General features: G+C 71.9%; 17 protein-coding genes. 9 read left to right on the top strand and 8 right to left on the bottom strand.

Going from position 1 to position 22413, the window contains the following annotated elements:
- Positions 1 to 104: 104 nt before the first annotated feature.
- Positions 105 to 2681, bottom strand: coding sequence for a bifunctional FO biosynthesis protein CofGH (locus ACFYQ6_RS26845; protein ID WP_361575549.1), 2577 nt, complete (start codon positions 2679 to 2681; stop codon positions 105 to 107).
- Between the two features lie 120 nt (positions 2682 to 2801).
- On the opposite strand from ACFYQ6_RS26845, the gene ACFYQ6_RS26840 reads away from it, so the two are divergent.
- Positions 2802 to 3578 (top strand): HAD family hydrolase, encoded by a 777-nt coding sequence (locus ACFYQ6_RS26840; protein WP_361575795.1) that lies wholly within the window; start codon positions 2802 to 2804, stop codon positions 3576 to 3578.
- 15 nt (positions 3579 to 3593) lie between these two features.
- Here ACFYQ6_RS26840 and ACFYQ6_RS26835 read toward each other — a convergent pair whose 3' ends face one another.
- The gene (locus ACFYQ6_RS26835; protein WP_361575552.1) at positions 3594 to 4334 is read right to left on the bottom strand and encodes a FadR/GntR family transcriptional regulator; all 741 of its coding nucleotides are present in this window, start codon (positions 4332 to 4334) and stop codon (positions 3594 to 3596) included.
- A 244-nt stretch (positions 4335 to 4578) separates the two neighbouring features.
- Here ACFYQ6_RS26835 and ACFYQ6_RS26830 point away from each other — a divergent pair, with 244 nt between their 5' ends.
- Genes ACFYQ6_RS26830 through ACFYQ6_RS26805 form a run of 6 tightly spaced genes read left to right on the top strand, consistent with a single transcriptional unit; the run spans position 4579 to position 10633 of the window.
- A complete protein-coding gene (locus ACFYQ6_RS26830) occupies positions 4579 to 5940 on the top strand; it encodes an MFS transporter (RefSeq protein ID WP_361575555.1) in 1362 nt (453 codons plus the stop codon).
- Entirely contained in the window at positions 5940 to 7709 is a 1770-nt protein-coding gene (locus ACFYQ6_RS26825; protein ID WP_388765309.1) for a dihydroxyacetone kinase family protein, read from the top strand. Before ACFYQ6_RS26830 ends, ACFYQ6_RS26825 begins: the two co-directional genes overlap by 1 nt.
- Positions 7709 to 8185, top strand: a complete 477-nt coding sequence (locus ACFYQ6_RS26820; RefSeq protein ID WP_361575561.1) for a ribose-5-phosphate isomerase — start codon at positions 7709 to 7711, stop codon at positions 8183 to 8185. The genes ACFYQ6_RS26825 and ACFYQ6_RS26820 overlap by 1 nt, the downstream gene beginning before the upstream one ends.
- The gene (locus ACFYQ6_RS26815; protein WP_388765307.1) at positions 8185 to 8982 is read left to right on the top strand and encodes a triose-phosphate isomerase family protein; all 798 of its coding nucleotides are present in this window, start codon (positions 8185 to 8187) and stop codon (positions 8980 to 8982) included. Before ACFYQ6_RS26820 ends, ACFYQ6_RS26815 begins: the two co-directional genes overlap by 1 nt.
- On the top strand, positions 8967 to 9764 hold the full coding sequence (locus ACFYQ6_RS26810) for a sugar phosphate isomerase/epimerase family protein (RefSeq protein ID WP_388765305.1): 798 nt from the start codon (positions 8967 to 8969) through the stop codon (positions 9762 to 9764). The genes ACFYQ6_RS26815 and ACFYQ6_RS26810 overlap by 16 nt, the downstream gene beginning before the upstream one ends.
- Positions 9764 to 10633: a phosphogluconate dehydrogenase C-terminal domain-containing protein gene (locus ACFYQ6_RS26805; RefSeq protein ID WP_388765303.1), complete on the top strand. Its 870-nt coding sequence runs from the start codon at positions 9764 to 9766 to the stop codon at positions 10631 to 10633. The genes ACFYQ6_RS26810 and ACFYQ6_RS26805 overlap by 1 nt, the downstream gene beginning before the upstream one ends.
- 78 nt (positions 10634 to 10711) lie before the next feature.
- Here the strand turns inward: ACFYQ6_RS26805 and ACFYQ6_RS26800 are convergent, their stop codons facing one another.
- Positions 10712 to 11329, bottom strand: a complete 618-nt coding sequence (locus ACFYQ6_RS26800; RefSeq protein WP_388765301.1) for a TetR/AcrR family transcriptional regulator C-terminal domain-containing protein — start codon at positions 11327 to 11329, stop codon at positions 10712 to 10714.
- A 60-nt stretch (positions 11330 to 11389) separates the two neighbouring features.
- Between ACFYQ6_RS26800 and ACFYQ6_RS26795 the strand changes: the two genes are divergently transcribed.
- Positions 11390 to 12853, top strand: coding sequence for an FAD-dependent monooxygenase (locus ACFYQ6_RS26795; protein ID WP_388765299.1), 1464 nt, complete (start codon positions 11390 to 11392; stop codon positions 12851 to 12853).
- Positions 12854 to 12976: 123 nt separating this feature from the next.
- Here ACFYQ6_RS26795 and ACFYQ6_RS26790 read toward each other — a convergent pair whose 3' ends face one another.
- The 5 genes from ACFYQ6_RS26790 to ACFYQ6_RS26770 form a co-directional block, all read right to left on the bottom strand.
- Positions 12977 to 14464: a penicillin-binding protein 2 gene (locus ACFYQ6_RS26790; RefSeq protein ID WP_361575580.1), complete on the bottom strand. Its 1488-nt coding sequence runs from the start codon at positions 14462 to 14464 to the stop codon at positions 12977 to 12979.
- A gap of 135 nt (positions 14465 to 14599) precedes the next feature.
- A complete protein-coding gene (locus ACFYQ6_RS26785) occupies positions 14600 to 15445 on the bottom strand; it encodes an LLM class F420-dependent oxidoreductase (protein ID WP_361575583.1) in 846 nt (281 codons plus the stop codon).
- A gap of 285 nt (positions 15446 to 15730) precedes the next feature.
- Complete coding sequence (locus ACFYQ6_RS26780) at positions 15731 to 17299, bottom strand: APC family permease (protein WP_388765296.1); 1569 nt, start codon at positions 17297 to 17299, stop codon at positions 15731 to 15733.
- Between the two features lie 318 nt (positions 17300 to 17617).
- Positions 17618 to 19537 (bottom strand): AMP-binding protein, encoded by a 1920-nt coding sequence (locus ACFYQ6_RS26775; protein ID WP_361575589.1) that lies wholly within the window; start codon positions 19535 to 19537, stop codon positions 17618 to 17620.
- 199 nt (positions 19538 to 19736) lie between these two features.
- Positions 19737 to 21014 carry an acetyl-CoA C-acetyltransferase gene (locus ACFYQ6_RS26770; RefSeq protein WP_388765294.1) on the bottom strand — a complete coding sequence of 426 codons (1278 nt, stop codon included), beginning with the start codon at positions 21012 to 21014 and terminating at the stop codon, positions 19737 to 19739.
- A 74-nt stretch (positions 21015 to 21088) separates the two neighbouring features.
- Between ACFYQ6_RS26770 and ACFYQ6_RS26765 the strand changes: the two genes are divergently transcribed.
- The gene (locus ACFYQ6_RS26765) at positions 21089 to 22411 is read left to right on the top strand and encodes a 3-oxoacyl-ACP reductase (protein ID WP_361575595.1); all 1323 of its coding nucleotides are present in this window, start codon (positions 21089 to 21091) and stop codon (positions 22409 to 22411) included.
- Positions 22412 to 22413 lie beyond the last annotated feature (2 nt).

Raw genomic sequence — 22413 nt, 5'->3', positions numbered from 1 at the left:
AACGTAGCCGAAATGATCAACACACCGCAAAAAACGGTCACATGGCGGCGCGCTGCACCCTCCCCCGCGCTCCCCGCCGCCGGCGGAGAACGCGGGGGCCGCCCTCAGCCCTCCAGCACCGGCAGCAGCTCCGGCAGGTGCCCGTCGGACGCCGCGGCGGCGGTGACGCGCTCCTCGGGCACCTCGCCGTACAGCGTCGTACGCGGCTTCGCCGGACGGCCGGCCAGGTCGGCGATGGCGACGAGGTCCTGGATCGAGCGGTACGAGCCGTAACTCGATCCCGCCATACGGGAGATGGTCTCCTCCATCAGCGTGCCGCCGAGGTCGTTCGCGCCTGAGCGCAGCATCTCGGCCGCGCCTTCGGTCCCGAGCTTGACCCAGCTGGTCTGGATGTTGGTGATGTGCGGGTGGAGCAAGAGGCGGGCCATCGCGGTGACGGCCCGGTTGTCCCGGTCGGTGGGTCCGGGGCGGGCGATTCCGGCCAGGTAGACCGGGGCGTTGGTGTGGATGAAGGGGAGGGTGACGAACTCCGTGAAGCCGCCGGTCTCCTGCTGGAGGCGGGCCAGCGTCCTGAAGTGCCCGAGCCAGTGGCGGGGCTGGTCGACATGGCCGTACATCATCGTGGAGGAGGAGCGCAGACCCGTCTCGTGCGCCGTCCGGATGACGTTCAGCCAGTCGGCAGTCGGCAGCTTGCCCTTCGTGAGGACCCAGCGCACCTCGTCGTCGAGGATCTCCGCTGCCGTGCCGGGGATCGAGTCGAGCCCGGCCTCCTTGGCGGCGGTCAGCCAGTCGCGGATGGACATGCCGGTGCGGGTGGCGCCGTTGACGACCTCCATCGGCGAGAAGGCGTGGACGTGCATGCCGGGGACCCGCTCCTTCACCGCCCGGGCGATGTCGAAGTAGGCGGTGCCCGGCAGGTCGGGGTGGATGCCGCCCTGCATGCAGACCTCGACCGCGCCGACGTCCCACGCCTGCGCCGCCCGGTCGGCGACCTGGTCCAGGGAGAGGGTGTAGGCGTCCGCGTCCGTACGCCGCTGGGCGAAGGCGCAGAAGCGGCAGCCGGTGTAGCAGACGTTGGTGAAGTTGATGTTCCTGGTGACGATGTAGGTGACGTCGTCACCGACCACGTCACGGCGCAGGGTGTCCGCGATCCGGCAGAGCTCGTCCAGGGCCGGCCCGTCGGCGTGCAGCAGGGCGAGGGCCTGGTCGTCGGTGAGCTTAGTGGGGTCGTCGGCCGCCTGGCTCAGGGCCTGGCGCACGTCGGCGTCGATCCTGGACGGCACCATGCCGGGGGCGGCGGCCTCGCGCAGGGCCTCCCAGTCGCCGTACACCTCGTCGAAGTCGTCGCGCCGGTCGCCCGTGCGGCCCTCGGTGTCGATGGTGCGGTGCAGGTCGGTGCGGCCGGAGGCGTTGAAGCCCTCGTCGGGCTCCTGCCAGGGCAGCCCGGACGGGATCGCGCCCTCCTTCGCGAGGCCCGTCTCCGGGTCGGCGAGGGCCCGCACGTGCGGGAGGAGGCGGGGGTCGAGCCAGGGTTCGCCGCGCTGGATGAACTCCGGGTAGATGGTCAGGCGTTCGCGCAGCTGGAAGCCGGACTCGGCGGTCCTTGCGGCGAGTTCCTCGATGTGCGGCCACGGCCGCTCGGGGTTCACATGGTCCGGGGTGAGGGGTGAGACACCGCCCCAGTCGTCGATGCCCGCGCCGATCAGCAGGGCGTACTCGGCGTCGACGAGGTTCGGCGGGGCCTGGATGCGGGCCGACGGGCCGAGGATGTGGCGGGCGACGGCGATCGCGGCGGCCAGTTCCTCCAGTTCGGCGTCCGGCATCCCGCGCATCGCGGTGTCCGGCTTGGCGCGGAAGTTCTGGACGATCACTTCCTGGATGCCGTGGTAGGCACGGGCCGTCTTGCGCAGCTCGAATAGGGAGTCGGCCCGCTCCTCGTACGACTCACCGATGCCGATCAGGATGCCGGTGGTGAACGGCACGTTGGACCGGCCCGCGTCCTCCAGCACCCGCAGCCGGACGGCCGGTTCCTTGTCCGGGGACCCGTGGTGCGGGCCGCCCTTCTCGGACCACAGCCGGGTCGCCGTCGTCTCCAGCATCATGCCCATGGACGGGGCGACGGGCTTGAGCCGCTGCAGATCCGTCCACGTCATCACCCCGGGGTTGAGGTGCGGCAGCAGCCCGGTCTCCTCCAGCACCCTGACCGCCATGGCGCGTACGTACGCCAAGGTGTCGTCGTACCCCTCGGCCTCCAGCCACTCCCGCGCCTCGGGCCACCGGTCCTCGGGGCGGTCCCCGAGCGTGAACAGCGCCTCCTTGCAGCCCATTTCCGCACCCTTACGGGCGATGTCGAGCACCTCGTCCGGCGAGAGGAACATCCCGTGGCCCTCCCGGCGGAGCTTCCCGGGAACGGTGACGAAGGTGCAGTAGTGACAGGTGTCGCGGCAGAGCCGGGTCAGCGGGATGAAGACCTTCCGGGAGTACGTGATCACACCCGGCCGGCCGGCGGCTTCCAGGCCCGCGTCCCTGACCCGGGCGGCGGACGCGGCGAGATCGGTGAGATCCTCCCCGCGCGCCTGGAGCAGGACGGCGGCCTCGGCCACGTCGAGGGCGACACCGTCGCGAGCCCGCCGCAGGGCACGCCGCATGGCGTTGGTCGTGGGGCGCTGAGGAACGGTCATGATCCGAGCATACGAGCGCGGCACTCCGTCCGGACCAGGGCCTCTGTCCGGCGTAACCCGGCGTTCACCCCTGGCGCCTTGGCCGTTATGTCCCCCTTGCCCCGTAGGCTCGGAGAGGTGATGGAAACGATCGTCTTCGACATCGGAGAGACCCTCGTCCGCGACGACCGCCTCTGGGCCTCCTGGGCCGACTGGCTCGGGGTCCCGCCGCACACCGTCAGTGCCCTCGTAGGCGCCTGTGCCGTCCAGGGCCGCGACGGCACCGACGCGTTGCGCGTCCTGCGGCCGGACATGGACGTCACGGAGGCGTACCACGCCCGTGCGGCGGCGGGCCGGGGCGAGCACCTGGACGAGACGGACCTCTATCCCGACGTCCGGCCCGCCCTGGCCGAACTGCGCGCGCTCGGACTGCGGGTCGTCGTCGCGGGCGACCGCTCGGCGCGGGCGGGGGAACTGCTGCGGGCGCTGGACCTGCCGGCGGACCTGGTCGTCACCTCGCAGGAGTGGGGGGTGGCCAAACCGGACGCGGAGTTCTTCGCCCGCGTGCTGGAGGTGTCGGGCGCGGCTCCGGAAGCGACGCTCTACGTGGGCGACCACCCGGCGGACGACCTCTTCCCCGCGAAGTCCTCGGGGCTGCGCACGGCGCACATCCGCCGCGGCCCGTACGGCCATTGGTGGGCGGACCACCCCGACGTCGTGGAGACGGCGGACTGGCGCGTGGACGCCCTGACCGAACTGCCGGGGCTGGTGGGTGGAACCGGGCGGCGGAAGGCGTTCGCCACCCCGTCCGCACGGCCGGCACCGGCAGCGGAGGCCGCGCCTCCAGGAGAGGAGCCGGACCCTCGCCCGGGGGAGGCGGCGGAGGAACCCGCACCGCCCGGACAGTCACGGGTCTGAGCAGCGTCGGCGCGCCTACTCGTCGTCCCCGCTCAGCGAGAGCCTCAGCCGGTCGCTCGCGAGCCTCATGTGTTCGGCCATCGCGGCGTCCGCCGCCTCCGGGTCACCCGCCCGGATCGCGTCGAGCACGGCGCCGTGCTCGTGCAGCGTCCCGCTGACCGTCCCCTCGATGTCTCCCGCCCGCTCCATCCACACCTGGAGCAACGCCCGGATGGAGTGCAGGATGTCGCTGAGCACCGTGTTGCGGGCGATGTTCGCGGTCTCCAGATGGAAGGCGATATCGGCGTCGATGAACGCCTTCACGTCCGTCCCCGCCTCCCGCATCCGCTCCAGGTGCTCCTCCAGGCGCACCACGTCCTCCTCGGACGCCCGGTCCGCGGCCAGCCTCGCCGACATGCCCTCCATGAACGTGCGCACCTCGACGAGGTCCTGCGTACGGCGCTGACCGAGCATCAGGCCCCAGTTGATGGCCCGCGGCAGGAACTCCGAGGTCCCCTCGCGGACGTACGACCCCGAGCCCGGCCTGATCTCGATGATGCCCAACACGTCCAGCGCCGACAGCGCCCCGCGCACGCTGGAGCGCGCGACGCCGAGCGCGTCGGCGAGCTGGCGCTCGGCGGGCAGCCGCGTACCCGGCTTCAGGTTGCCCTCGGACAGATGATCAAGGAGTCGCCTGGCCACCTCACTGACCGAGGACTCCCGGACGACGGGGCGCAGAAGTGACGTGAAATCGGGCTCTTCGGGCTGCGTGGACACGCTGACCAGTACATCAGACCGGGCGGCGGAAGCCCGGAGCGGGCGGACGATAACGCGCTCATCGGTCCAGGAGAAGAGCTCAGGGGAGCGACCTACGTCACTTTGGTAAATTGGTGACCAATTTAGGATCCCGGGCTAGCTTGGAGTTGTCACCGGCTGGAAACACGAGCTTCAACGCTTCGACTTCGCCTGCCGGAGTAGACACAGAACCGGACAAAGCGGTCCGCAAGCGAGGAGTCTTCCCATGGGCGCCACTGCGCATTCAGCCATCGAGAGATCAGCGATCAGGAAAGTCTCGATCCGGCTCGTCCCCTTCGTGGCCCTGATGTTCTTCGTGAACTACCTGGACCGCACGGCCGTCTCGTTCGCCGAGCCGAACGGCATGGGACAGGACCTCGCGCTCACCGCGGCGCAGTTCGGCTTCGCCTCGGGCGTCTTCTTCATCGGCTACATCATTCTCGAAGTGCCCAGCAACATGGCCCTGCACAAGTTCGGCGCCCGGCGCTGGCTGGCCAGGATCATGGTGAGCTGGGGCGTCGTCGCCCTCCTCTTCACCTGGGTGCAGAACAGCGAGCAGCTGTACACGCTCCGCTTCCTGCTCGGGGTCGCGGAGGCCGGGTTCTTCCCCGGCGCGATCCTCTTCCTCAGCCAGTGGGTGCCCTCCCGGCACCGCACGAAGGTGCTCGGCCTCTTCTACCTGGCGCAGCCCCTGACCACCGTCATCGGCGCCCCGCTGGCCGGCTGGTTCATCAACCAGCACGGGCTGTTCGGGCTCGAGGGCTGGCGCGTGATGTTCCTCGGTGTCTCGATCCCGGCGATCCTGCTGGGCGTCGTCGCCTGGTTCTACCTGATCGACAAGCCGGCCGACGCGAAGTGGCTGACCACCGACGAGAAGAACTGGCTGACGCGGGAGCTCGCCGCCGAGAACGCCGGCAAGACCGGCGCCGACGAGAAGAGCGACCACGGCAAGCAGGCCCTGAAGGCCGCCTTCACCAACGGCCGCGTCTGGATCCTCGCGCTCATCTACTTCGGCTTCATCTACGGCCTGTACGCCCTCGCCTTCTTCCTGCCGACGATCATCAACGGCTTCCAGGAGCAGTTCGGCACGACGTTCAGCGTCATGGACAAGGCCCTGATCACGGCCATCCCCTATCTCCCGGCCGCGATCGTCCTCTACTTCTGGTCCCGCCACGCCACCAGGCACGGCGTCCACACCTGGCACATCGCGGGACCGGCCGTCGTCGGCGGGATCTCCATCCCCCTCGCCCTCTACATGGGCTCGCCGGCCGCCACGGTCGCCGTCATCACCGTCACCGCCTGTGCGATCTTCGCCGCGCTGCCGGTCTTCTGGTCCGTCCCCTCCCAGTTCCTGACCGGCGCGGCAGCCGCCGCCGGTATCGCCCTGATCAACACCGCGGGCAACGTGGCCGGCTTCGCCGCCGGTTACGTCACCGGCTGGCTGAAGGACTTCAGCGGCGCGTACTACCTGCCGCTGTTCCTCGTCGGGGCCTTCATGCTCATGTCCGCCGCGCTGATGCTGTGGCTCGCCAACCGGTCCAAGGGCCAGGGCGCGAACCACGGCCGGCCTCTCGCAGAGGTTCGCTGATGACCCGCCTGTCCAACGACCCCGCCGCCTTCGCCGACGAAGCGCTCGAAGGCTTCGTCGCCGCCCACCCCCGCCGGGTCCGCCAGGTCCCCGGCGGGGTGGTCCGGGCCACCCGCACCGCCCCCGGCCAGGTCGCTGTGGTCGTCGGCGGCGGCTCCGGGCACTACCCGGCCTTCTCCGGCCTGGTCGGCCAGGGCCTCGCCCACGGCGCGGCGGTCGGCAACGTCTTCGCCTCGCCCTCGGCCCACCAGGTGCGCCGGGTCGCGCGGGCCGCCGAGACCGGCGGCGGCGTCCTCCTCGCCTACGGGAACTACGCCGGCGACGTCCTGCACTTCGGCCAGGCGGCCGAGCAGCTGACTGCCGAGGGCATACCCGCCCGCACGCTCGGCGTCACGGACGACATGTCCAGTGCCTCGCCCGACGAGGCACACAAGCGCCGCGGTGTCGCCGGTGACCTGGTCGTCTTCAAGACGGCCGCGGCGGCGGCCGAGGCCGGGCACCCGCTCGACGAGGTGACCAGGATCGCCGAGCTGGCCAACTCCCGTACCCGCTCCTTCGGTGTCGCCTTCTCCGGCTGCACCCTGCCGGGCGCGGACCACCCGCTGTTCACCGTGCCGGAGGGCCGGATGGCCGTCGGGCTCGGCATCCACGGCGAACCCGGCATGGGCGAGCGGCCCGTGCCGAGCGCCGACGAGGCGGCCGAGCTCCTGGTCTCCACCGTGCTCGGCGAACTCCCCCAGGGCGTCACCTCGCCGGGCGGGCAGCGGGCCGCGGTGATCCTCAACGGCCTCGGCTCGGTGAAGTACGAGGAGCTGTTCGTCGTCTACCGCCGGGTCGCGCAGCTCCTGGACGAGGCCGGTGTCCAGGCCGTGGACCCGGAGGTCGGCGAACTGGTCACCAGCTTCGACATGGCGGGCGTCTCGCTCACCCTGTGCTGGCTGACCGACGAGCTGGAACCCCTGTGGACGGCTCCGGCCGACGCCCCCGCCTACCGCAAGGGCACCGTGGACGCGGCGGACCTGATCACGGGCGACACGGCGGCCGGCACCGCCGACGAAGCCGTCGCTCCCGCCACCGGCACCTGCGACGAAGCCGTCCCTCCCGCCACCGACGCCTCCCGCGAGGCGGCCCGTACGGCCCTCGCCGCCCTGCGCGTCCTCAAGGACACCGTCGACGACCACGCCGACGAGCTCGGCCGGGTCGACGCGGTCGCGGGCGACGGCGACCACGGCATCGGCATGCAGCGCGGCTCCACCGGGGCGTACGAGGCCGCCGCCCGCGCCGAAGCGCTCGGCGCGGGCGCAGAAACGCTCCTGCACCGGGCCGCCGACGCCTGGGCGGACCGGGCCGGCGGGACGTCCGGCGCCCTGTGGGGTGTCATCCTCCGGGCGCTCGGCTCCGCGCTCGGCGACACCGACCGGCCCACGGCACCCGTGGTCGCCGCAGGCGTCTCGGAGGCCGCGGCAGGGGTGATGCGCCTCGGAAAGGCGGAGGTCGGTGACAAGACGATGGTCGACGTCCTCGTCCCCTTCTCCTACGCGCTCACGGCCGCCACCGAGGCGGGCCGGCCCCTGGCCACCGCCTGGGACACGGCCGCGCACTCCGCGTCCGCCGCCGCCGAGGCCACCGCGGACCTGCTCCCCCGGATGGGCCGCGCCCGCCCGCACGCCGAGAAGAGCCTCGGCACTCCGGACGCCGGAGCCCACTCGCTCGCCCTGATCGTCCGCGCCGTGCACGGCGTGTTCGCACCCACTCTGGAGAACCACTGATGTCCGAAAAGCTCCGCATCGTCGTCGGCTCCGACGACGCCGGCTACGCGTACAAGGAAGCCCTCAGGCAGGACCTGGAGGCCAGCGGCCTCGTCGCCGCCGTCACCGACGTCGGGGTCGACGCGGACGGGCACACCGCCTACCCCAAGGTCGCCATCGCCGCCGCCGAGATGGTCGCCCGCGGCGAGGCCGACCGCGCGCTGCTGGTCTGCGGCACGGGTCTCGGGGTGGCCATCGCCGCCAACAAGGTCAAGGGCGTCCGGGCCGTCACCGCGCACGACTCCTTCTCCGTCGAGCGCGCCGTCCTCTCCAACAACGCCCAGGTCCTCACCTTCGGCCAGCGCGTCGTCGGCCTGGAGCTGGCCCGCCGGCTGGCCTCCGAGTGGCTGACGTACCGCTTCGACGAGGCGTCCGCGTCCGCCGCCAAGGTCGCGCTCATGGACGAGTACGAGAACCAGCAGGAAGCCGCAGCCTGATGTCCGCCCCGCAGAGCCCCCGGGTCACGATCGGGGTGAGCCTGAAGATGTACTTCGGCCACCACCAGACCCTCAACTGGGCCCGCAGCATGGCCTCCCTGGCCGCCCGGCACCCGGCCCTCACCAGCGGCACGGCCGAGCTGTTCGTGCTGCCCGCCTTCCCCGCGCTCGTCCCGGTCACCGGGATCCTGGCCGGCACCGACGTACGGACCGGGGCGCAGGACCTGGCGAGCGAGGACTCGGGCCCGTACACCGGCGAGGTCAGCGGCGCCCACCTGCACGAGATCGGCGCCCGCTACGCCGAGGTGGGTCACGCCGAGCGCCGCCGGCTCTTCGGCGAGGGCGACACGGTCGTCGCCGCCAAGACGGCAGCCGCCCTGCGCAACGGGCTGACCCCGGTGCTCTGCGTCGGCGAACTCGACCAGGTCGCCCCGGCGGAGGCCGCCGCCCGTACGGTCGCCGAGGCCGAGCGCGTCCTGGCGACCGCCGCCCACGAGAGCCCGCTCGCCCCGGTCGTCCTCGCCTACGAACCGCAGTGGGCCATCGGCGCCCCCCGGCCCGCCTCCCCGGAGCACATCCGCACCGTCTGCGAGGCCCTCACCGCATGGCTCGCCACCCAGCCATCGCTGGCCGGCAGCCGCGTGATCTACGGCGGCAGCGCGGGTCCCGGTCTGCTGACCGAGCTCGGCTCCCGCGTCGACGGGCTGTTCCTCGGCCGCTTCGCCCACGACCCGGCAGCGGTGGAAAGCATCCTCGACGAGGCACAGGAAGGAGCTCTCGCATGTCCTACGGCCTGAGCACCTACGCCTACTTCTGGCGCATCTCGGACCGGGCCCCCCGCCCGCTCACCCTCGACGAGATGCTCGCGCAGACCCGGGAACTGGGCGGCGAGGTCTTCCAGATCTGCGACTACCCGCTGATCGAGACGTACGACGACGAGCGGCTCGACGCCCTGCGCGCCACGGCGGCCGGGCACGGCATCACGCTGGAGCTCGGCACCCGGGGCGTGGGCACCGAGCACCTCGCCGCCTACCTCCGCATCGCGCGGCGCCTGGGGGTCACCCTGGTGCGCTCCATGCTGAACACCGCGGACCACCGGCCGGACGTCGCGGAGGCCACCGCCCTCCTGCACGAGGCCGTCCCCGCCTACGCCGCGGCGGGCGTCACCCTCGGCCTGGAGACCTACGAGCAGGTCTCCACCGACGACCTGCTCGCCGTCGTGCGCGGCGTGGACAACCCGCACCTCGGCGTCGTCCTCGACCCGGGCAACAGCGTCGCCCGGCTGGAACGCCCGGTGGACGTCGTCGCGGCCACCGCCCCCTGCGTGGTGAACATCCACGTCAAGGACTTCTCGTTCTCCCGCCGTGACGGCTGGGTCGGCTTCACCTTCGCCGGCTGCCTCCTCGGCGAGGGCCTTCTCGACTACGACCACATGATCGACACGGTCGGGCCGGACGAGCGGGGCATCAACCAGATCGTGGAGCACTGGCTCCCCTGGCAGGGCGATTTCGAAGAGACCGCCCGCCTGGAGGACCGGTGGACCCGGCACAGCATCAACACCCTTTTGAGGAGCAAGTAATGGCCACCGGATCCAAGACCGTCGCCGTCATCGGGGCCGCAGGCAAGATGGGCCGGCGCGTCTCCGACAACCTGGTCAAGAGCGACTTCACCACCCTCTTCGCCGAGAACTCCCCCAAGGGCCAGGAGCTGATCCGCGAGCGCGGCCGCGAGCTGACGGACAGCGCCGACGCCGCCGCACAGGCGGACGTCGTGATCCTCGCCGTCCCGGACGTCGTCCTCGGCACGGTCTCCGAGCAGCTCGTCCCGGTCATGAAGCCCGGCGCGATCCTGCTGACCCTGGACCCGGCCGCCGCGTACGCCGGTCTGCTGACCCGCCGCGCCGACGTGCACAACGCGGTCGCGCACCCCTGCCACCCGTCGGTGTTCCTGGAGCGCACGACGAAGGAGGAGTGGGCGGACACCTTCGGCGGCATCGCCGCCCCGCAGGAGGTCGTCGCCTCCTTCGAGCCCGCGGCCGAGGCGGCGGACCTGGCGGCCCAGGAGCTGGCGGAGGCAGTCATCTCCACCATGTACGCCCCGGTCGTCGAGGTGCACTGGGTGACCGTCAAGCAGCTCGCCGTCCTGGAGCCGACCCTCGTCGAGACGATCGCCTGCATGGTCGGCGCCCTGCTGACCGAGGCGCTCCACGAGACCGTCCACACGGTGGGCGTCCCGGAGAAGGCGGCCCGCGCCATGCTGCTCGGCCACACGCAGGTCGCGCTGGCCAACACCCTCAAGGGCTCCAACCCGTTCTCCGACGCGTGCCTGATCGCCATGGACTACGGCCGCGAGTCGATCGTCCGCGACGACTGGAAGAACGTCTTCCAGGACGACGAGCTCGACAAGGTCATCACGCGGATGCTCAAGATCAAGGAGATCAAGCGCTGACCCGGTCCTGACCACCGGTTCACCGCTCGGCCGGCCGGGCTCTCCATCAGGGGTGGAGGGCCCGGCCTTCGCGTGCCCTCACACGCCGAGGATGCGGGAGACCCCGTAGTCGAAGCGCTCGCCGAAGGAGGCGTCCTCGAAGTATTCGGCGGCCCGGGACAGTGCCGGGTACTCCCCCGCGCCCAGCCGTCCGGCGAACGCCGGGCCCCTCGCGTCCGGCAGCGCCTGCTCCTCCTGGGCCAGTCCGAGGGTGAAGTAGACCAGGGTCCAGGTCGTCCAGACCGCCTCACGCTCCGGCAGTCCGCCGGCCAGCAGCGCCTCGACCACCAGCTCGGCGAAGCGCAGTGTGGCGGGCTCGGCGGCGTACGTGCCGGCCACGATCCTGGCCCCGTCCCGGTGGGCGAGCAGGGCCCGGCGGTAGCGATGGAACAGCTCGCGGACGCGGGGTTCCCAGGGGCCGGGCAGCCCTTCCACCGGCACCTCGGCCAGGATCGCGTCCGCCACCAGCTCCAGCAGCCGTGCCTTGGTCTTGGCATGCCAGAGCACGGTGTTCATCCGTACGCCGAGCCGGTCCGCGATGCCCCGGATCGAGAGCCCGTCCGCGCCCTTCTCGTCCAGCAGCTCCAGACCCGCCCGCACCACCGCGTCAGGGCCGAGCCGGGTGGACGCGGGATGCTCCGCTTGCTTCTTGGTCACCGACCTAGTCTACTGGGCGCATCCAGTTGGTCACTGACCAAGAAACAGGGGAGCCACAGCATGGAACACGTCGTCATCGCGGGAGGCGGGCCCACCGGCCTGTGGCTGGCCTCCGAACTGCGCCTGGCCGGGACCTCCGTCACCGTCCTGGAAGCCCGGCACGAGCGCGACCCCCACTCGAAGGCACTCACCCTCCACCCCCGCACGCTGGAGATCCTGGCCTTCCGGGGCGCCGTCGAGCCGTTCCTGGCCGAGGGGCGGCGCATCCCCAGCGGCCACTTCGGCGGCCTGGACGACCGGTTGGACTTCAACGCCCTGGACACCCCGTACCCCTTCACACTCGCCCTGCCGCAGGCGCGCACCGAGGAGCTGCTGGAGGAACGCGCCCTGGCGGCGGGCGCCGACATCCGGCGCGGACACCGGGTGACCGGCCTCACGCAGGACGAGGGGGAGGTGACCGTGCGGGCGACCGGCCCCCAGGGCCCGTACACCCTGCGCGCCGCGTACGCCGTCGGCTGCGACGGCACCCGGAGCACCGTGCGCGAGGCCGCCGGGATCGCTTTCCCCGGCACCGACGCCACGACGTGGGGCTGGCTCGGCGACGTCGTCCTCGACGCCCCGCCCGAGGGCGCGGTGTACGCCGCGTCGGGGCCGGCCGGCGGCGTCATGGTCGTCCCGATGCCGGGGGGCGTCCACCGGATCGTCGGCGGCGACCCGGACAGCGACGGACCGGACCACCCCGGCGAACTGACCCTGGACGCCCTCCGCGCCAAAGTGACCCGGATCGCCGGCACCGACTTCGGGATGCGCCACCCGCGCTGGCTCTCCCGGTTCGGCAACGCGACCCGCCAGGCCGCTGCCTACCGCAAGGGCCGCGTCCTGCTCGCGGGCGACGCCGCGCACATGCACTACCCGGCCGGAGGCGTCGGCCTGAACGTCGGCCTCCAGGACGCGACGAACCTCGGCTGGAAGCTGGCCGCGACGCCGGCGGGCTCGGCCCCCGACGGCCTCCTGGACAGCTACCACGCCGAACGCCACCCAGTGGGCGCCGACCTGCTGATCAGCACCCGCGCGCAGACGGCACTGCTGAACGCCCACTCGGCCGAGGGCCACGACCTGCGCGCCCTGCTCAGCGAAATCATCGCCACCGTCCCCGAGTTCTCCCGGGACCTGGCCGAACGCCTGTCCGGGCTCGGAGTCGCCTACCCGCCGCCCCTCGACCGCCCCGGCCACCCTCTGACGGGTCGACGCGCCCCGAACCTGGGGCTCGCGGACGGCACCGGCCTGTTCACCGCCCTCCACCCGGCCCGCCACGTCCTCCTCCACTTCACCGCCACCCCGCCCCGGCCCGCGGCACCGGCCCCACCCCCTGGCGCAGTCACCCGCACCGCCCCCACCCCCACCTCACGCCCCGAATGGTCCACGGTCGGCACCGCCCTCATCCGCCCCGACGGCCACGTGGCCTGGGCCCTCCCTGCCCCTGAACCGTCATCGGGAAGCGGCGGACACCGGAATCGGACATGACGCCCGCGATTCGGTCCGGCACCTCCCAACGACCCTGCTCCGGGGGGCGAGGGGGCCCGCAGGATGACGTCAGCCCCCGGCCGGTACGTCACCGGACGGGGGCTGCCAGGGGCGGGGGCGCGCCTACTTGCGGAGCAGTACCGCCTCCATGACCTTCTTCGCGATCGGGCCGCCCAGCCCGCCGCCCGAGATGTCCGAGCGCGAGATGTCCATCGCCGTCGGGTCGATGAACACGGCGACCGCCACCGACTGCCCGTCGGACTTCTTGCCGTACGAGACGAACCAGCCGTACGGGACTTCCTTGCTGACGTCGTTCCCGCGCTGCGCCGTACCCGTCTTGCCGCCCACCGTCACGCCGTCGATCAGGGCGCGCTGCGCACTGCCCTCCTTGGCGGTGAACTCCATCATCTCCTGGACCTTCTTCGCCGTCTCCGTGGAGACGGCCTGGCTCTTCAGCTCCGGCTCGTGCTTCTCCAGGGTGGACAGGTCCGGGCCGCGCAGTTCGTCGACGATGTACGGCTGCATGAGCTTGCCGTCGTTGGCGAGGGCCGCCGTGACCATCGCCATCTGCATCGGGGTGCTCGTGAGGCTGCCCTGGCCCATGCCGGTGAGGGCGGTACCCGGCTTGTCCAGCTCGGCCGGGTAGAGGCTCTTCGTGGCGAGCATGTCACCGAAGGACTCGGAGTAGACGTCCTCGTTGAAGCCGAACTTCTCGGCCGTCTCCCGCATCCCCTCGTCCCCCACCTCCAGCGCGGCGTCCAGGAAGACGTTGTTGCAGGAATACTGCATGGCCGTCTTCATCGACGCCTTGCTGCACGTCGCGTCGCCCGCCTCGCTGCTGATCGTGCTCGACGACAGCGGCAGCTTGTACGGGGAGGTCGCCTTGCTCGGCGCGTCGACGTCCGTGACGACGCCGTGCTCCAGGGCGGCGGCGGCCGTCAGGATCTTGAAGGTGGAGCCGGGCGGGAAGGTCTCCCGCAGCGGCCGGTTGGCCAGCGGCTTGCTCTTCGCGTCCACCAGGCTCTGGAACTTGTCGCCCTCCTTGAAGGAGTTGCCGGCGAAGACCGTGGGGTCGTACGAGGGAGTCGAGACCAGGGCGAGGACCTTGCCGGTCGCCGGGTCGAGGGCGACGACCGCGCCGCGCGCGTCGAGGTCGGTCAGGCCCTTGTAGGCCGCCTCCTGCGCCTTCGAGTCGATGGTGGTGATCACATCGCCCCCGCGCCGCTCCTCACCGGTGAGGATGTCCTTGGCGTGCCGGAAGGCGAAGCGCTCGTCCTGGCCGCTGAGGATGGTGTCGTACGTCTTCTCCAGGAGGGACATGCCCTGGGCCTGCGAGGCGTAGCCGGTGACGGGGGCGTACATCGCGCCCTGCTTGAAGGTGCGCTGGTACTTGAAGTCGGTCCCCTCGACCTCCTTCGACCCCGTGATCGCCTTGCCGTCCACGATGATGTCGCCGCGCGGCGTCGCGAACTGGGTGATCTTGACCCGGCGGTTGTGCTCGTGGGTGGCCAGCTCCTCGCTCTGGGCGAACTGGAGCCAGTTCGTCCTGATCAGCAGAGCCAGCATCAAGAGCCCGCAGAAGATGGCTATGTGCCGCAACGGCCTGTTCATCGTGCTCCCGCTCCCAGGCAGCCGGGCACACACGCACACGGGCCGCACCATCGATGTCCGGAGGTGATAGATGCGATTTTAGCGTCGCCGGTTCCACCGGAAGATCACCCGGGCGAGTTCTCGTTCACGGGTTTCTCACAGGTGCGCCGCATAGGCGTCCAGCGCCCGCAGCACCTCGGTGTCCCCCGCCGGGGGCAGCTGGAGGACGACCTCCTCGACGCCCAGGTCCGCGAAGTACGCCAGCTTGCCCGGGGAAGGCAGGACGGCGTACGGCACCACCTGGAGCTGCTCCGGGTCGCGTCCCGCCTCCTCCCAGGCCGCACGCAGCTTCGGCACGGACTCGGACAGGCCGCGCCCGCCGATCGGCAGCCAGCCGTCCGCCTCCCGGGCGATCTGCGCGAAGAGTTTCGGCCCCGCCGCCCCGCCGATCAGGGTGCGGGGGCCGCTCACCTGGCCGCGCGGCTTCCGCACCGGCTTGGGGTAGGCGTGGCTGGCTCGCACAGAGCCGAACTCACCCTCGTACGCCGTCGGTTCGTCCGCCCACAGCGCCCGCATGAGAGCGAGCCGTTCGCTGCCGAGCGCGCGCCGGGTCGACCACTCCACCCCGTGGTCCGCGGCCTCCTCGACGTTCCAGCCGAAACCGATGCCGAGCGTGAGACGGCCGCCGGAGAGGTGATCGAGCGTGGCGGCCTGCTTGGCCAGGTCGATGGGGTCGTGCTGGGCGATCAGCGTGATCCCGGTGCCCAGCGCGAGCCGCTCGGTGACGGCCGCGGCCTGCCCCAGAGCGACGAAGGGGTCGAGGGTACGGCCGTATTCGGGGGGCAGCTCGCCACCCGCGGGGTAGGGCGTCTCGCGGCTCACCGGGATGTGGGTGTGCTCGGGCAGGTACAGCCCGGCGAACCCCCGCTGCTCCAGCTCGCGCGCGAGCCGTACAGGCGTGATCGTCTCGTCGGTGAGGAAGATCGTTGTGGCGATCCGCATGCGAGGCACCTCCGTCGTCGTCCGGTACGGCTCCACGGTATGCGCTCACCTCCGCCGGCGGACCCCCTCCGCCCGCACCCGCACCGTGAGGCCGGGGCGCACCTGGTCTCCGGGGTGAAGGCGGCTCTGCCCGGGCCGATCGGCACGGACCCGTCGCACGCGTACGTCCGGACCGCCCGCGGCACGGCGACGGCCCGGGCCCTGGCCTCGTTCCGCCCGCACGGAGCCGGCGGTTCCCGGGGACAGGGTCGACGCGCCGGGTCACCGGCGCGCCGGCTGAGCGGCTCAGTCGCTCACCACGAGGGCCGGCGTCTCCTTCGTCAGCACCTCACCGCGGAAGAACGCCGGACGGCGGCGCCGCATGACCTCCATCAGCACCACGCCGAGCAGCAGCAGCCCGACGCCGATGACGAAGACGGAGCCGACGCCGAGTACCGAGGAGCCGGAGCCGTACGCCGGGTCCCACATGTCGTACAGCGTCTTGCCGAAGACCGCCGTGAGCAGGATGCCGCCGGCCACGGGGAAGAGGCCCTTGAAGACGAGGTCCCGGACGGAGCGGGTCAGTGCGCCGCGGAAGTACCAGGCGCAGGCGAAGGCCGTCAGGGCGTAGTAGAAGCAGATCATCAGGCCCAGCGCGTAGATGGTGTCCACCAGGACGTGCTCGCTGACGAGGGTCATCACCGTGTAGAACACGCCGGTCGCGACACCCGCGACGACGGTGGCCCTCCCGGGGGTGCGGAAGCGGGGGTGGACGCGGGCGTAGGAGGCGGGCAGCGCCTCGTACGCCGCCATCGCCAGCACCGTGCGCGCCACCGGGATGAACGTGGTCTGCAGGCTCGCGGCGGCCGAGGCCAGCACCGCGAGGAAGAGCAGGACGCCCAGACCGGGGCCCATGACCGGACCCGCCAGGGCGGCGAAGACGTTGTCGGAGGTGTCCGGGTTGGCGAGACCGAGCCCGGAGTCCCCGGCGCCGACGGCCATCTGGGCCGCGATGCCGGTGGCGAGGTAGGAGCCGACGAGGACGACCATCGCGATGAGAGCGGCCCGGCCGGGCGTCTTCTCGGCTCCGGTGGTCTCCTCGTTGGCGGTCAGGCAGGTGTCCCAGCCCCAGAACATGAAGATCGAGAGCGACAGTCCCGCCGTGAAGGCGGCGAAGGACTGGACGGCGAACGGGTTCAGCCAGGACCAGGAGAAGTCCGTCGAGGTCGCGGCGAAGTCACCGCTGCCCGCCTTCTGTACGGCCATGACCACGAAGACGGCGAGGACGACGAGCTGGAGCGCCACGAGGGTGTACTGGATGCCCTTGGTGGCCGTCATGCCCCGGTAGCTGATGGCCGTGGCCACCGCGATCAGGAGGAGGCAGGTGAGGATGTGGACCGGTTTGCTGTCGTCCAGCGCCGCGACCGATCCGCTGCCGGAGATCTCGCCGGCCAGCAGCCAGAAGTACGAGGTGGCGACGCCCGCGAGGTTGGACAGGACGATGATCGTCGCGATGACCAGGCCCCAGCCGCACATCCACCCCAGGCGCGGCCCGAAGGCCTTCACCGTCCAGGTGAAGGACGTACCGCAGTCCGGCACCGCCTTGTTGAGCTCGCGGTAGGCGAAGGCGACCAGCAGCATCGGCAGGAACCCGGCCAGGAACACGGCGGGCATCTGGATACCGACCTCGCCGGCGGTGGAGCCGAGCGTGGAGGTCAGGCAGTACACGGGAGCGACCGTCGAGATGCCGAGGACGGCGCTGCCCATCAGCCCGACGGAGTTCCCGCCGAGCCCCTTCTCGCGTACGCCACCGTCGGCCGGGGCGCTTCCCCGTACCGTGTCTCCGGCCTGTGGCCGCGCGTCCAGCTGAGTCATGGGCAGGACGCTATGCGCTGCGATTTCCACATCCGGAGGATGAGACTCCGACGTCTCACCCTTGACTGCACGCACCAGAGCGACGCCTGGGCCAGGAAATCAAAGGCCGAAGATGAACTGGACCTTACGATCAACGCCTCCATAGGAGGCATGGAGGCGTACGGGAATCGCACCCCTGTCCACTTTGTGGCGGTTCAAAAATTTCCCGCCGCGTCGTTCCGTGGCCCGCGCGCGTCCACGCGCCCCGTCGCTCCGTACGTACGGGGCGCCGGGCCCGGAACGTACGGAGCGGGGTCTCCCCCGGGCCTGACGGACGGCCTACTTGCGGTACAGCTCCTCGATCTCCGCGTCGAAGTCCCGCGCGATGGCGTCCCGTTTGAGCTTCAGCGACGGCGTGAGATGCCCGCTCTGCTCGGTGAAGTCCTGCGGCAGGACCGTGAACTTGCGGATGGACTCCGCCCGCGAGACCAGCCGGTTGGCCTCGTCGACCGCACGCTGGAGTGCCGAGCGGAGCTCCTCGTCGTGGACGAGCTCGCGCAGCGGGATGCCCTCCTTCTTCCGCATCCGGCGCCAGTGGGCCAGTCCGTCCGGCTCCAGGGTGATCAGGGCGCTGATGAAGGAGCGGTTGTCGCCGACCACCATGCACTGGCTCACCAGGGGATGGGCGCGCAGCCAGTCCTCCAGCGGGGCCGGGGTGACGTTCTTGCCGCCGGAGGTGATGATGATGTCCTTCTTGCGGCCGGTGATCGTGAGGTAGCCGTCCTCGTCGAGGGCGCCCAGATCGCCCGTGGGGAACCAGTCGCCGTCCATGTACGGGGTGGCCTCGCCGCGCTCGGTGTCCCAGTACCCCCGGAAGACCTGGCCGCCGCTGAGCAGGACCTCCCCGTCGTCGGCGATCCGCACGGCGGTGCCGGGCAGCGGCCAGCCCACCGTGCCCAGGCGCGGTTTGAGCGGCGGGGTGACCGTGGCGGCGGCCGTGGTCTCCGTCAGTCCGTAGCCCTCGAAGATCTGGATGCCCGCCCCGGCGTAGAACGCGGCGAGCCGTCGCCCCAGCGGGGAGCCGCCGCAGATCGCGTAACGGACGTGACCGCCCAGCGCGGCGCGGATGCGGCGGTAGACCAGCGGGTCGTAGAGGGCGCGGGCGGCCCGCAGGCCGATGCCGGGGCCGGGGCCTGTGCCGTGTTCGGCGGCCTCGACCGCCTCGCCGTACCGCTGCGCGATGCGGGCCGCGCGGTCGAAGGACGAGGCCCGGCCCATCTTCTCGGCGGTGGCCCGGCCGGTGTTGTAGACCTTCTCCAGGACGTACGGGATGGCCAGCAGGAACGACGGCCGGAAGCCGGCCAGGTCCGCCAGCAGGTCCTCGGTCTGGATGGACGGCGCGTGCCCGAGCCGCACCCGGGCCCGCAGGCAGCCGATCGCGACCATCCGGCCGAAGACGTGGGACAGGGGAAGGAACAGGAGGGTGGACGCCGGGTACTTCGAGACCGACTTGAAGACCGGGTGCAGCAGCTCGATGGCGTTGTCGACCTCCGCGAAGAAGTTCCCGTGGGTCAGGACGCAGCCCTTGGGACGCCCCGTGGTGCCTGAGGTGTAGATGAGGGTGGCGGGGCTGTCCGGTTCCAGGGCGGCGCGCCGGGCGGCGACGGCCTCGTCGGGGACGTCCTTGCCGAGCGCCTTCAGCCGTCCCGTCGCGCCCGTGTCGAACTGCCACAGATGCGCGAGATCCCCGAGCTGCTGGCGCTCCTGGCTGACCAGCCGGCCCTGCTCCTTCGACTCCACGGCGCACGCGACGGCTCCGGAGTCCTGGAGTATCCAGCGCGTCTGGAAGGCCGACGAGGTGGGGTAGATCGGCACGGTGACGAGCCCGGCCGCCCACGCGGCGAAGTCGAGCAGCGTCCACTCGTAGGTGGTGCGGGCCATGATCGCGATCCGGTCACCGGCCTGGAGGCCCTCCGCCATCAGCCCCTTCGCGACGGCCTGGACCTCGGCGGCGAACTCCGCCGCCGACACGTCCTCCCAGCCTCCGTCCGCCTGCTTACGGCTGAGGACCGCCTCGGCGGGGGCCTCCCGGGCGTTGTCGAAGGGGATCTCGGCGAGCGAACCGCGCCGCACGACCGGCGCGAGCGGCGGCACGGCGACCTCCCGTACGGTGCCGTCCGCCGCTCTGACCTTGGTCGGCTCGACGAGGACGGGAACGGCGGGCGCGGCGGTTACGGCGGCGGGGGCGGGCGTGGACACGAGCGGCTCCTCGGCATGGGGTCCGGCGGCGGTCCCGTCCCTGGGGCCGGCACCGGTGCGGCTGCTGGATGCGTGGGGTCGTTCACGTACGGGTGGGCGGGTCCTGCCGGAGTCGTCCGGGAGGGTCAGGGGCGTTCCAGGACCGGTGACGATACGGAGGTCAGGGGGTGACCGGGGACCGCCGTGACGTCACGAAGGGTCAGGGGCGTTCCAGGATCGCGGTGACGCCCTGGCCGCCGGCGGCGCAGACCGAGATCAGGCCCCGGCCGGGCGCGTCCCGCTCCGCCAGGAGCTTGGCCAGCGTCGCCACGATCCGGGCGCCCGTCGCGGCGAAGGGGTGCCCGGTGGCGAGCGACGATCCCACCACGTTCAGCTTGTCCCTGTCGACGGCGGCGAGCCCCTGCTTCTCCCAGGCGGCGAGAGTGGCGAGCACCTGGGAGGCGAAGGCCTCGTGGATCTCGAAGAGGTCGAAGTCCTCGATGCCCAGCCCGGCCCGCTCCAGCATGCGCGGTACGGCGTACGCCGGGGCCATCAGCAGTCCCTCCTCCCCGTCGACGTAGTCCACGGCGGCCGTCTCGTAGAGCGACAGATAGGCCAGCGGCTCCAGCCCGCGCTCCTCGGCCCACTCCTCGCTCGCCAGCAGCACGGTGGCCGCGCCGTCGGTGAGCGGGGTCGAATTGCCCGCGGTCATCGTCGCGTCGGGGTGCCCGGCCCCGAACACCGGCTTCAGCGTGGCGAGTTTCTCCACCGTGGAGCCGGGGCGCAGATTCTGGTCACGTTCCAGGCCGAGGTAGGGGACGACGAGGTCGTCCAGGAAGCCCCGGTCGTACGCGGCGGCGAGCCGCTGGTGGCTCGTGGCGGCCAGCAGGTCCTGCTCCTCGCGGGTCACGCCCCACTTCCGGGCGGTGACCGCCGCGTGCTCCCCCATCGAGAGTCCGGTGCGGGGCTCGGCGTTGCGCGGGATGTCCGGGACGAGGTGGCTGGGCCGGACGGCGGCCAGCGCCTTGATCCGGGCGCCCGCCGACCTGGCGCGGCGCGCCTCCAGCAGGATTCTGCGCAGCCGGTCGTTCACCCCTAGGGGCGCGTCGCTCGTGGTGTCGGCGCCGCCCGCGATCGCCGAGTCCACGGCGCCGAGCGCGATCTTGTTGGCCGCGGCGACGACGGCCTGCAGCCCGGTGCCGCACGCCTGCTGGATGTCGTAGGCGGGGGTACGCGGGTCCAGGGCCGAGCCCAGGACCGTCTCGCGCGCCAGGTTGAAGTCACGGCTGTGCTTGAGGACCGCGCCCGCGACGAACTCGCCGACCTGCCGGCCCTGGAGTCCGAAGCGCTCGACGAGGCCGTCGAGCGCCGCGGTCAGCATCTGCTGGTTGGAGGCCTGTGCGTAGGGGCCGTCGGAGCGGGCGAACGGGATGCGACTGCCGCCGACGACCGCGACACGGCGCGGCTGGGGAAGTGCGAGGGGAATCAACTCGACCAACTCATCTCGACAAGTCCTGACCCTTGAGTAACCTTACTCAGGAGTAAATCTACGACCGAGCAGGAGTCCAGACAATGGCCGACCGCTATCTGCACTTCACCGGCACGGCGCCCGGCCGTTTCCTGACCCGCAGGCTCGGCCTGCCGCAGCCGTCGCCGCTGCGCCGCTGGACGCTGGAAACGCCCTCCCTCACAGGACCGTTGCTGCACCTCACCGCAGGGGCCTCGGCCCTCCCCGGCGCGCTCGGCCCGGTGCTCGCCGCGACCGGCCTGAAGGTCACCGGCCAGGCCGACCGCCCGGCGGCCGTCGTCCTGGACGCGACCGGGGTCACCACGGCCGCCGGGCTCGCCGGCGTACACGGCGCGCTGCACCCCGTCGTACGTTCCCTCGCGGCCGGGGGCCGCGTCGTCGTGCTCGGCACCACGCCGTCGCCCGACGACCACCATCAGGCGGCTGCCCAGCAGGCGCTCGAAGGATTCGTACGCTCCCTGGGCAAGGAGATCGGCCGGGGCTCCACCGCGCAGCTGCTGCGGCTCGCCCCGGGGGCCGACGCCGCCTCGGCCGAATCCACCCTCCGCTTCCTGCTGTCCCCCCGCTCCGCGTACATCAGCGGCCAGGTCATCGAGCTCACCGCCGACGCCCCCGGCGAGGTCGCCGACTGGGCGGCGCCGCTGTCCGGGCGCACCGCGCTGGTCACCGGCGCGGCTCGCGGCATCGGGGCGTCCGTCGCCTCCGTGCTCGCCCGGGACGGCGCCCAGGTGATCTGCCTGGACGTCCCGCAGGCCCATGACGAACTCGTGCGCACGGCCGACCGCCTGGGCGCGACCGCGCTCCCCCTGGACATCACCGCGCCCGACGCGGCCGACCTGATCGCCGCGGCCGCCCCGGACGGCCTGGACGTCCTCGTCCACAACGCGGGCATCACCCGCGACCGCCGGCTGGCCAACATGCCGGCCGACCGCTGGGCCTCGGTCATCGAGGTCAACCTGGACAGCGTCCTGCGCACCACGGACGCCCTGCTGAAGACGGGCACGGTGAACCGGGGCGGCCGGATCGTCGCCACCGCGTCCATCGCCGGGATCGCGGGCAACAACGGCCAGACCAACTACGCGGCCAGCAAGGCGGGCATCATCGGACTGGTCCGGTCCCTGGCCCCGCGCGCCGCCGCGGAGCACGGCGTCACCGTCAACGCGGTCGCGCCCGGCTTCATCGAGACGAAGATGACGGCCGCCGTGCCGCTCTTCATCCGGGAGGCCGGCCGCCGGATGAACTCCCTCTCGCAGGGCGGCCTCCCGGTCGACGTGGCCGAGACGACCGCCTGGTTCGCCCAGCCCGCGTCCGGCGCCGTCAACGGCCAGGTCGTACGCGTCTGCGGCCAGAGCCTGCTGGGGGCCTGAGC

This window comes from Streptomyces sp. NPDC005494, from assembly GCF_042872025.1.
GTDB lineage: Bacteria > Actinomycetota > Actinomycetes > Streptomycetales > Streptomycetaceae > Streptomyces.
Note: the sequence above shows the minus strand (reverse complement) of the source record. Positions and strands in the feature narration are given on the sequence as shown.

What these genes read in the sequence shown, in the direction of transcription:
- ACFYQ6_RS26780 (WP_388765296.1), bottom strand. Translation starts at nt 17,299, where the DNA reads ATGACTCAGCTGGACGCGCGGCCACAGGCCGGAGACACGGTACGGGGA.
- ACFYQ6_RS26765 (WP_361575595.1), top strand. Translation starts at nt 21,089, where the DNA reads ATGGCCGACCGCTATCTGCACTTCACCGGCACGGCGCCCGGCCGTTTC.
- ACFYQ6_RS26845 (WP_361575549.1), bottom strand. Translation starts at nt 2,681, where the DNA reads ATGACCGTTCCTCAGCGCCCCACGACCAACGCCATGCGGCGTGCCCTG.
- ACFYQ6_RS26805 (WP_388765303.1), top strand. Translation starts at nt 9,764, where the DNA reads ATGGCCACCGGATCCAAGACCGTCGCCGTCATCGGGGCCGCAGGCAAG.
- ACFYQ6_RS26825 (WP_388765309.1), top strand. Translation starts at nt 5,940, where the DNA reads ATGACCCGCCTGTCCAACGACCCCGCCGCCTTCGCCGACGAAGCGCTC.
- ACFYQ6_RS26785 (WP_361575583.1), bottom strand. Translation starts at nt 15,445, where the DNA reads ATGCGGATCGCCACAACGATCTTCCTCACCGACGAGACGATCACGCCT.
- ACFYQ6_RS26815 (WP_388765307.1), top strand. Translation starts at nt 8,185, where the DNA reads ATGTCCGCCCCGCAGAGCCCCCGGGTCACGATCGGGGTGAGCCTGAAG.
- ACFYQ6_RS26795 (WP_388765299.1), top strand. Translation starts at nt 11,390, where the DNA reads ATGGAACACGTCGTCATCGCGGGAGGCGGGCCCACCGGCCTGTGGCTG.
- ACFYQ6_RS26810 (WP_388765305.1), top strand. Translation starts at nt 8,967, where the DNA reads ATGTCCTACGGCCTGAGCACCTACGCCTACTTCTGGCGCATCTCGGAC.
- ACFYQ6_RS26830 (WP_361575555.1), top strand. Translation starts at nt 4,579, where the DNA reads ATGGGCGCCACTGCGCATTCAGCCATCGAGAGATCAGCGATCAGGAAA.
- ACFYQ6_RS26840 (WP_361575795.1), top strand. Translation starts at nt 2,802, where the DNA reads ATGGAAACGATCGTCTTCGACATCGGAGAGACCCTCGTCCGCGACGAC.
- ACFYQ6_RS26790 (WP_361575580.1), bottom strand. Translation starts at nt 14,464, where the DNA reads ATGAACAGGCCGTTGCGGCACATAGCCATCTTCTGCGGGCTCTTGATG.
- ACFYQ6_RS26820 (WP_361575561.1), top strand. Translation starts at nt 7,709, where the DNA reads ATGTCCGAAAAGCTCCGCATCGTCGTCGGCTCCGACGACGCCGGCTAC.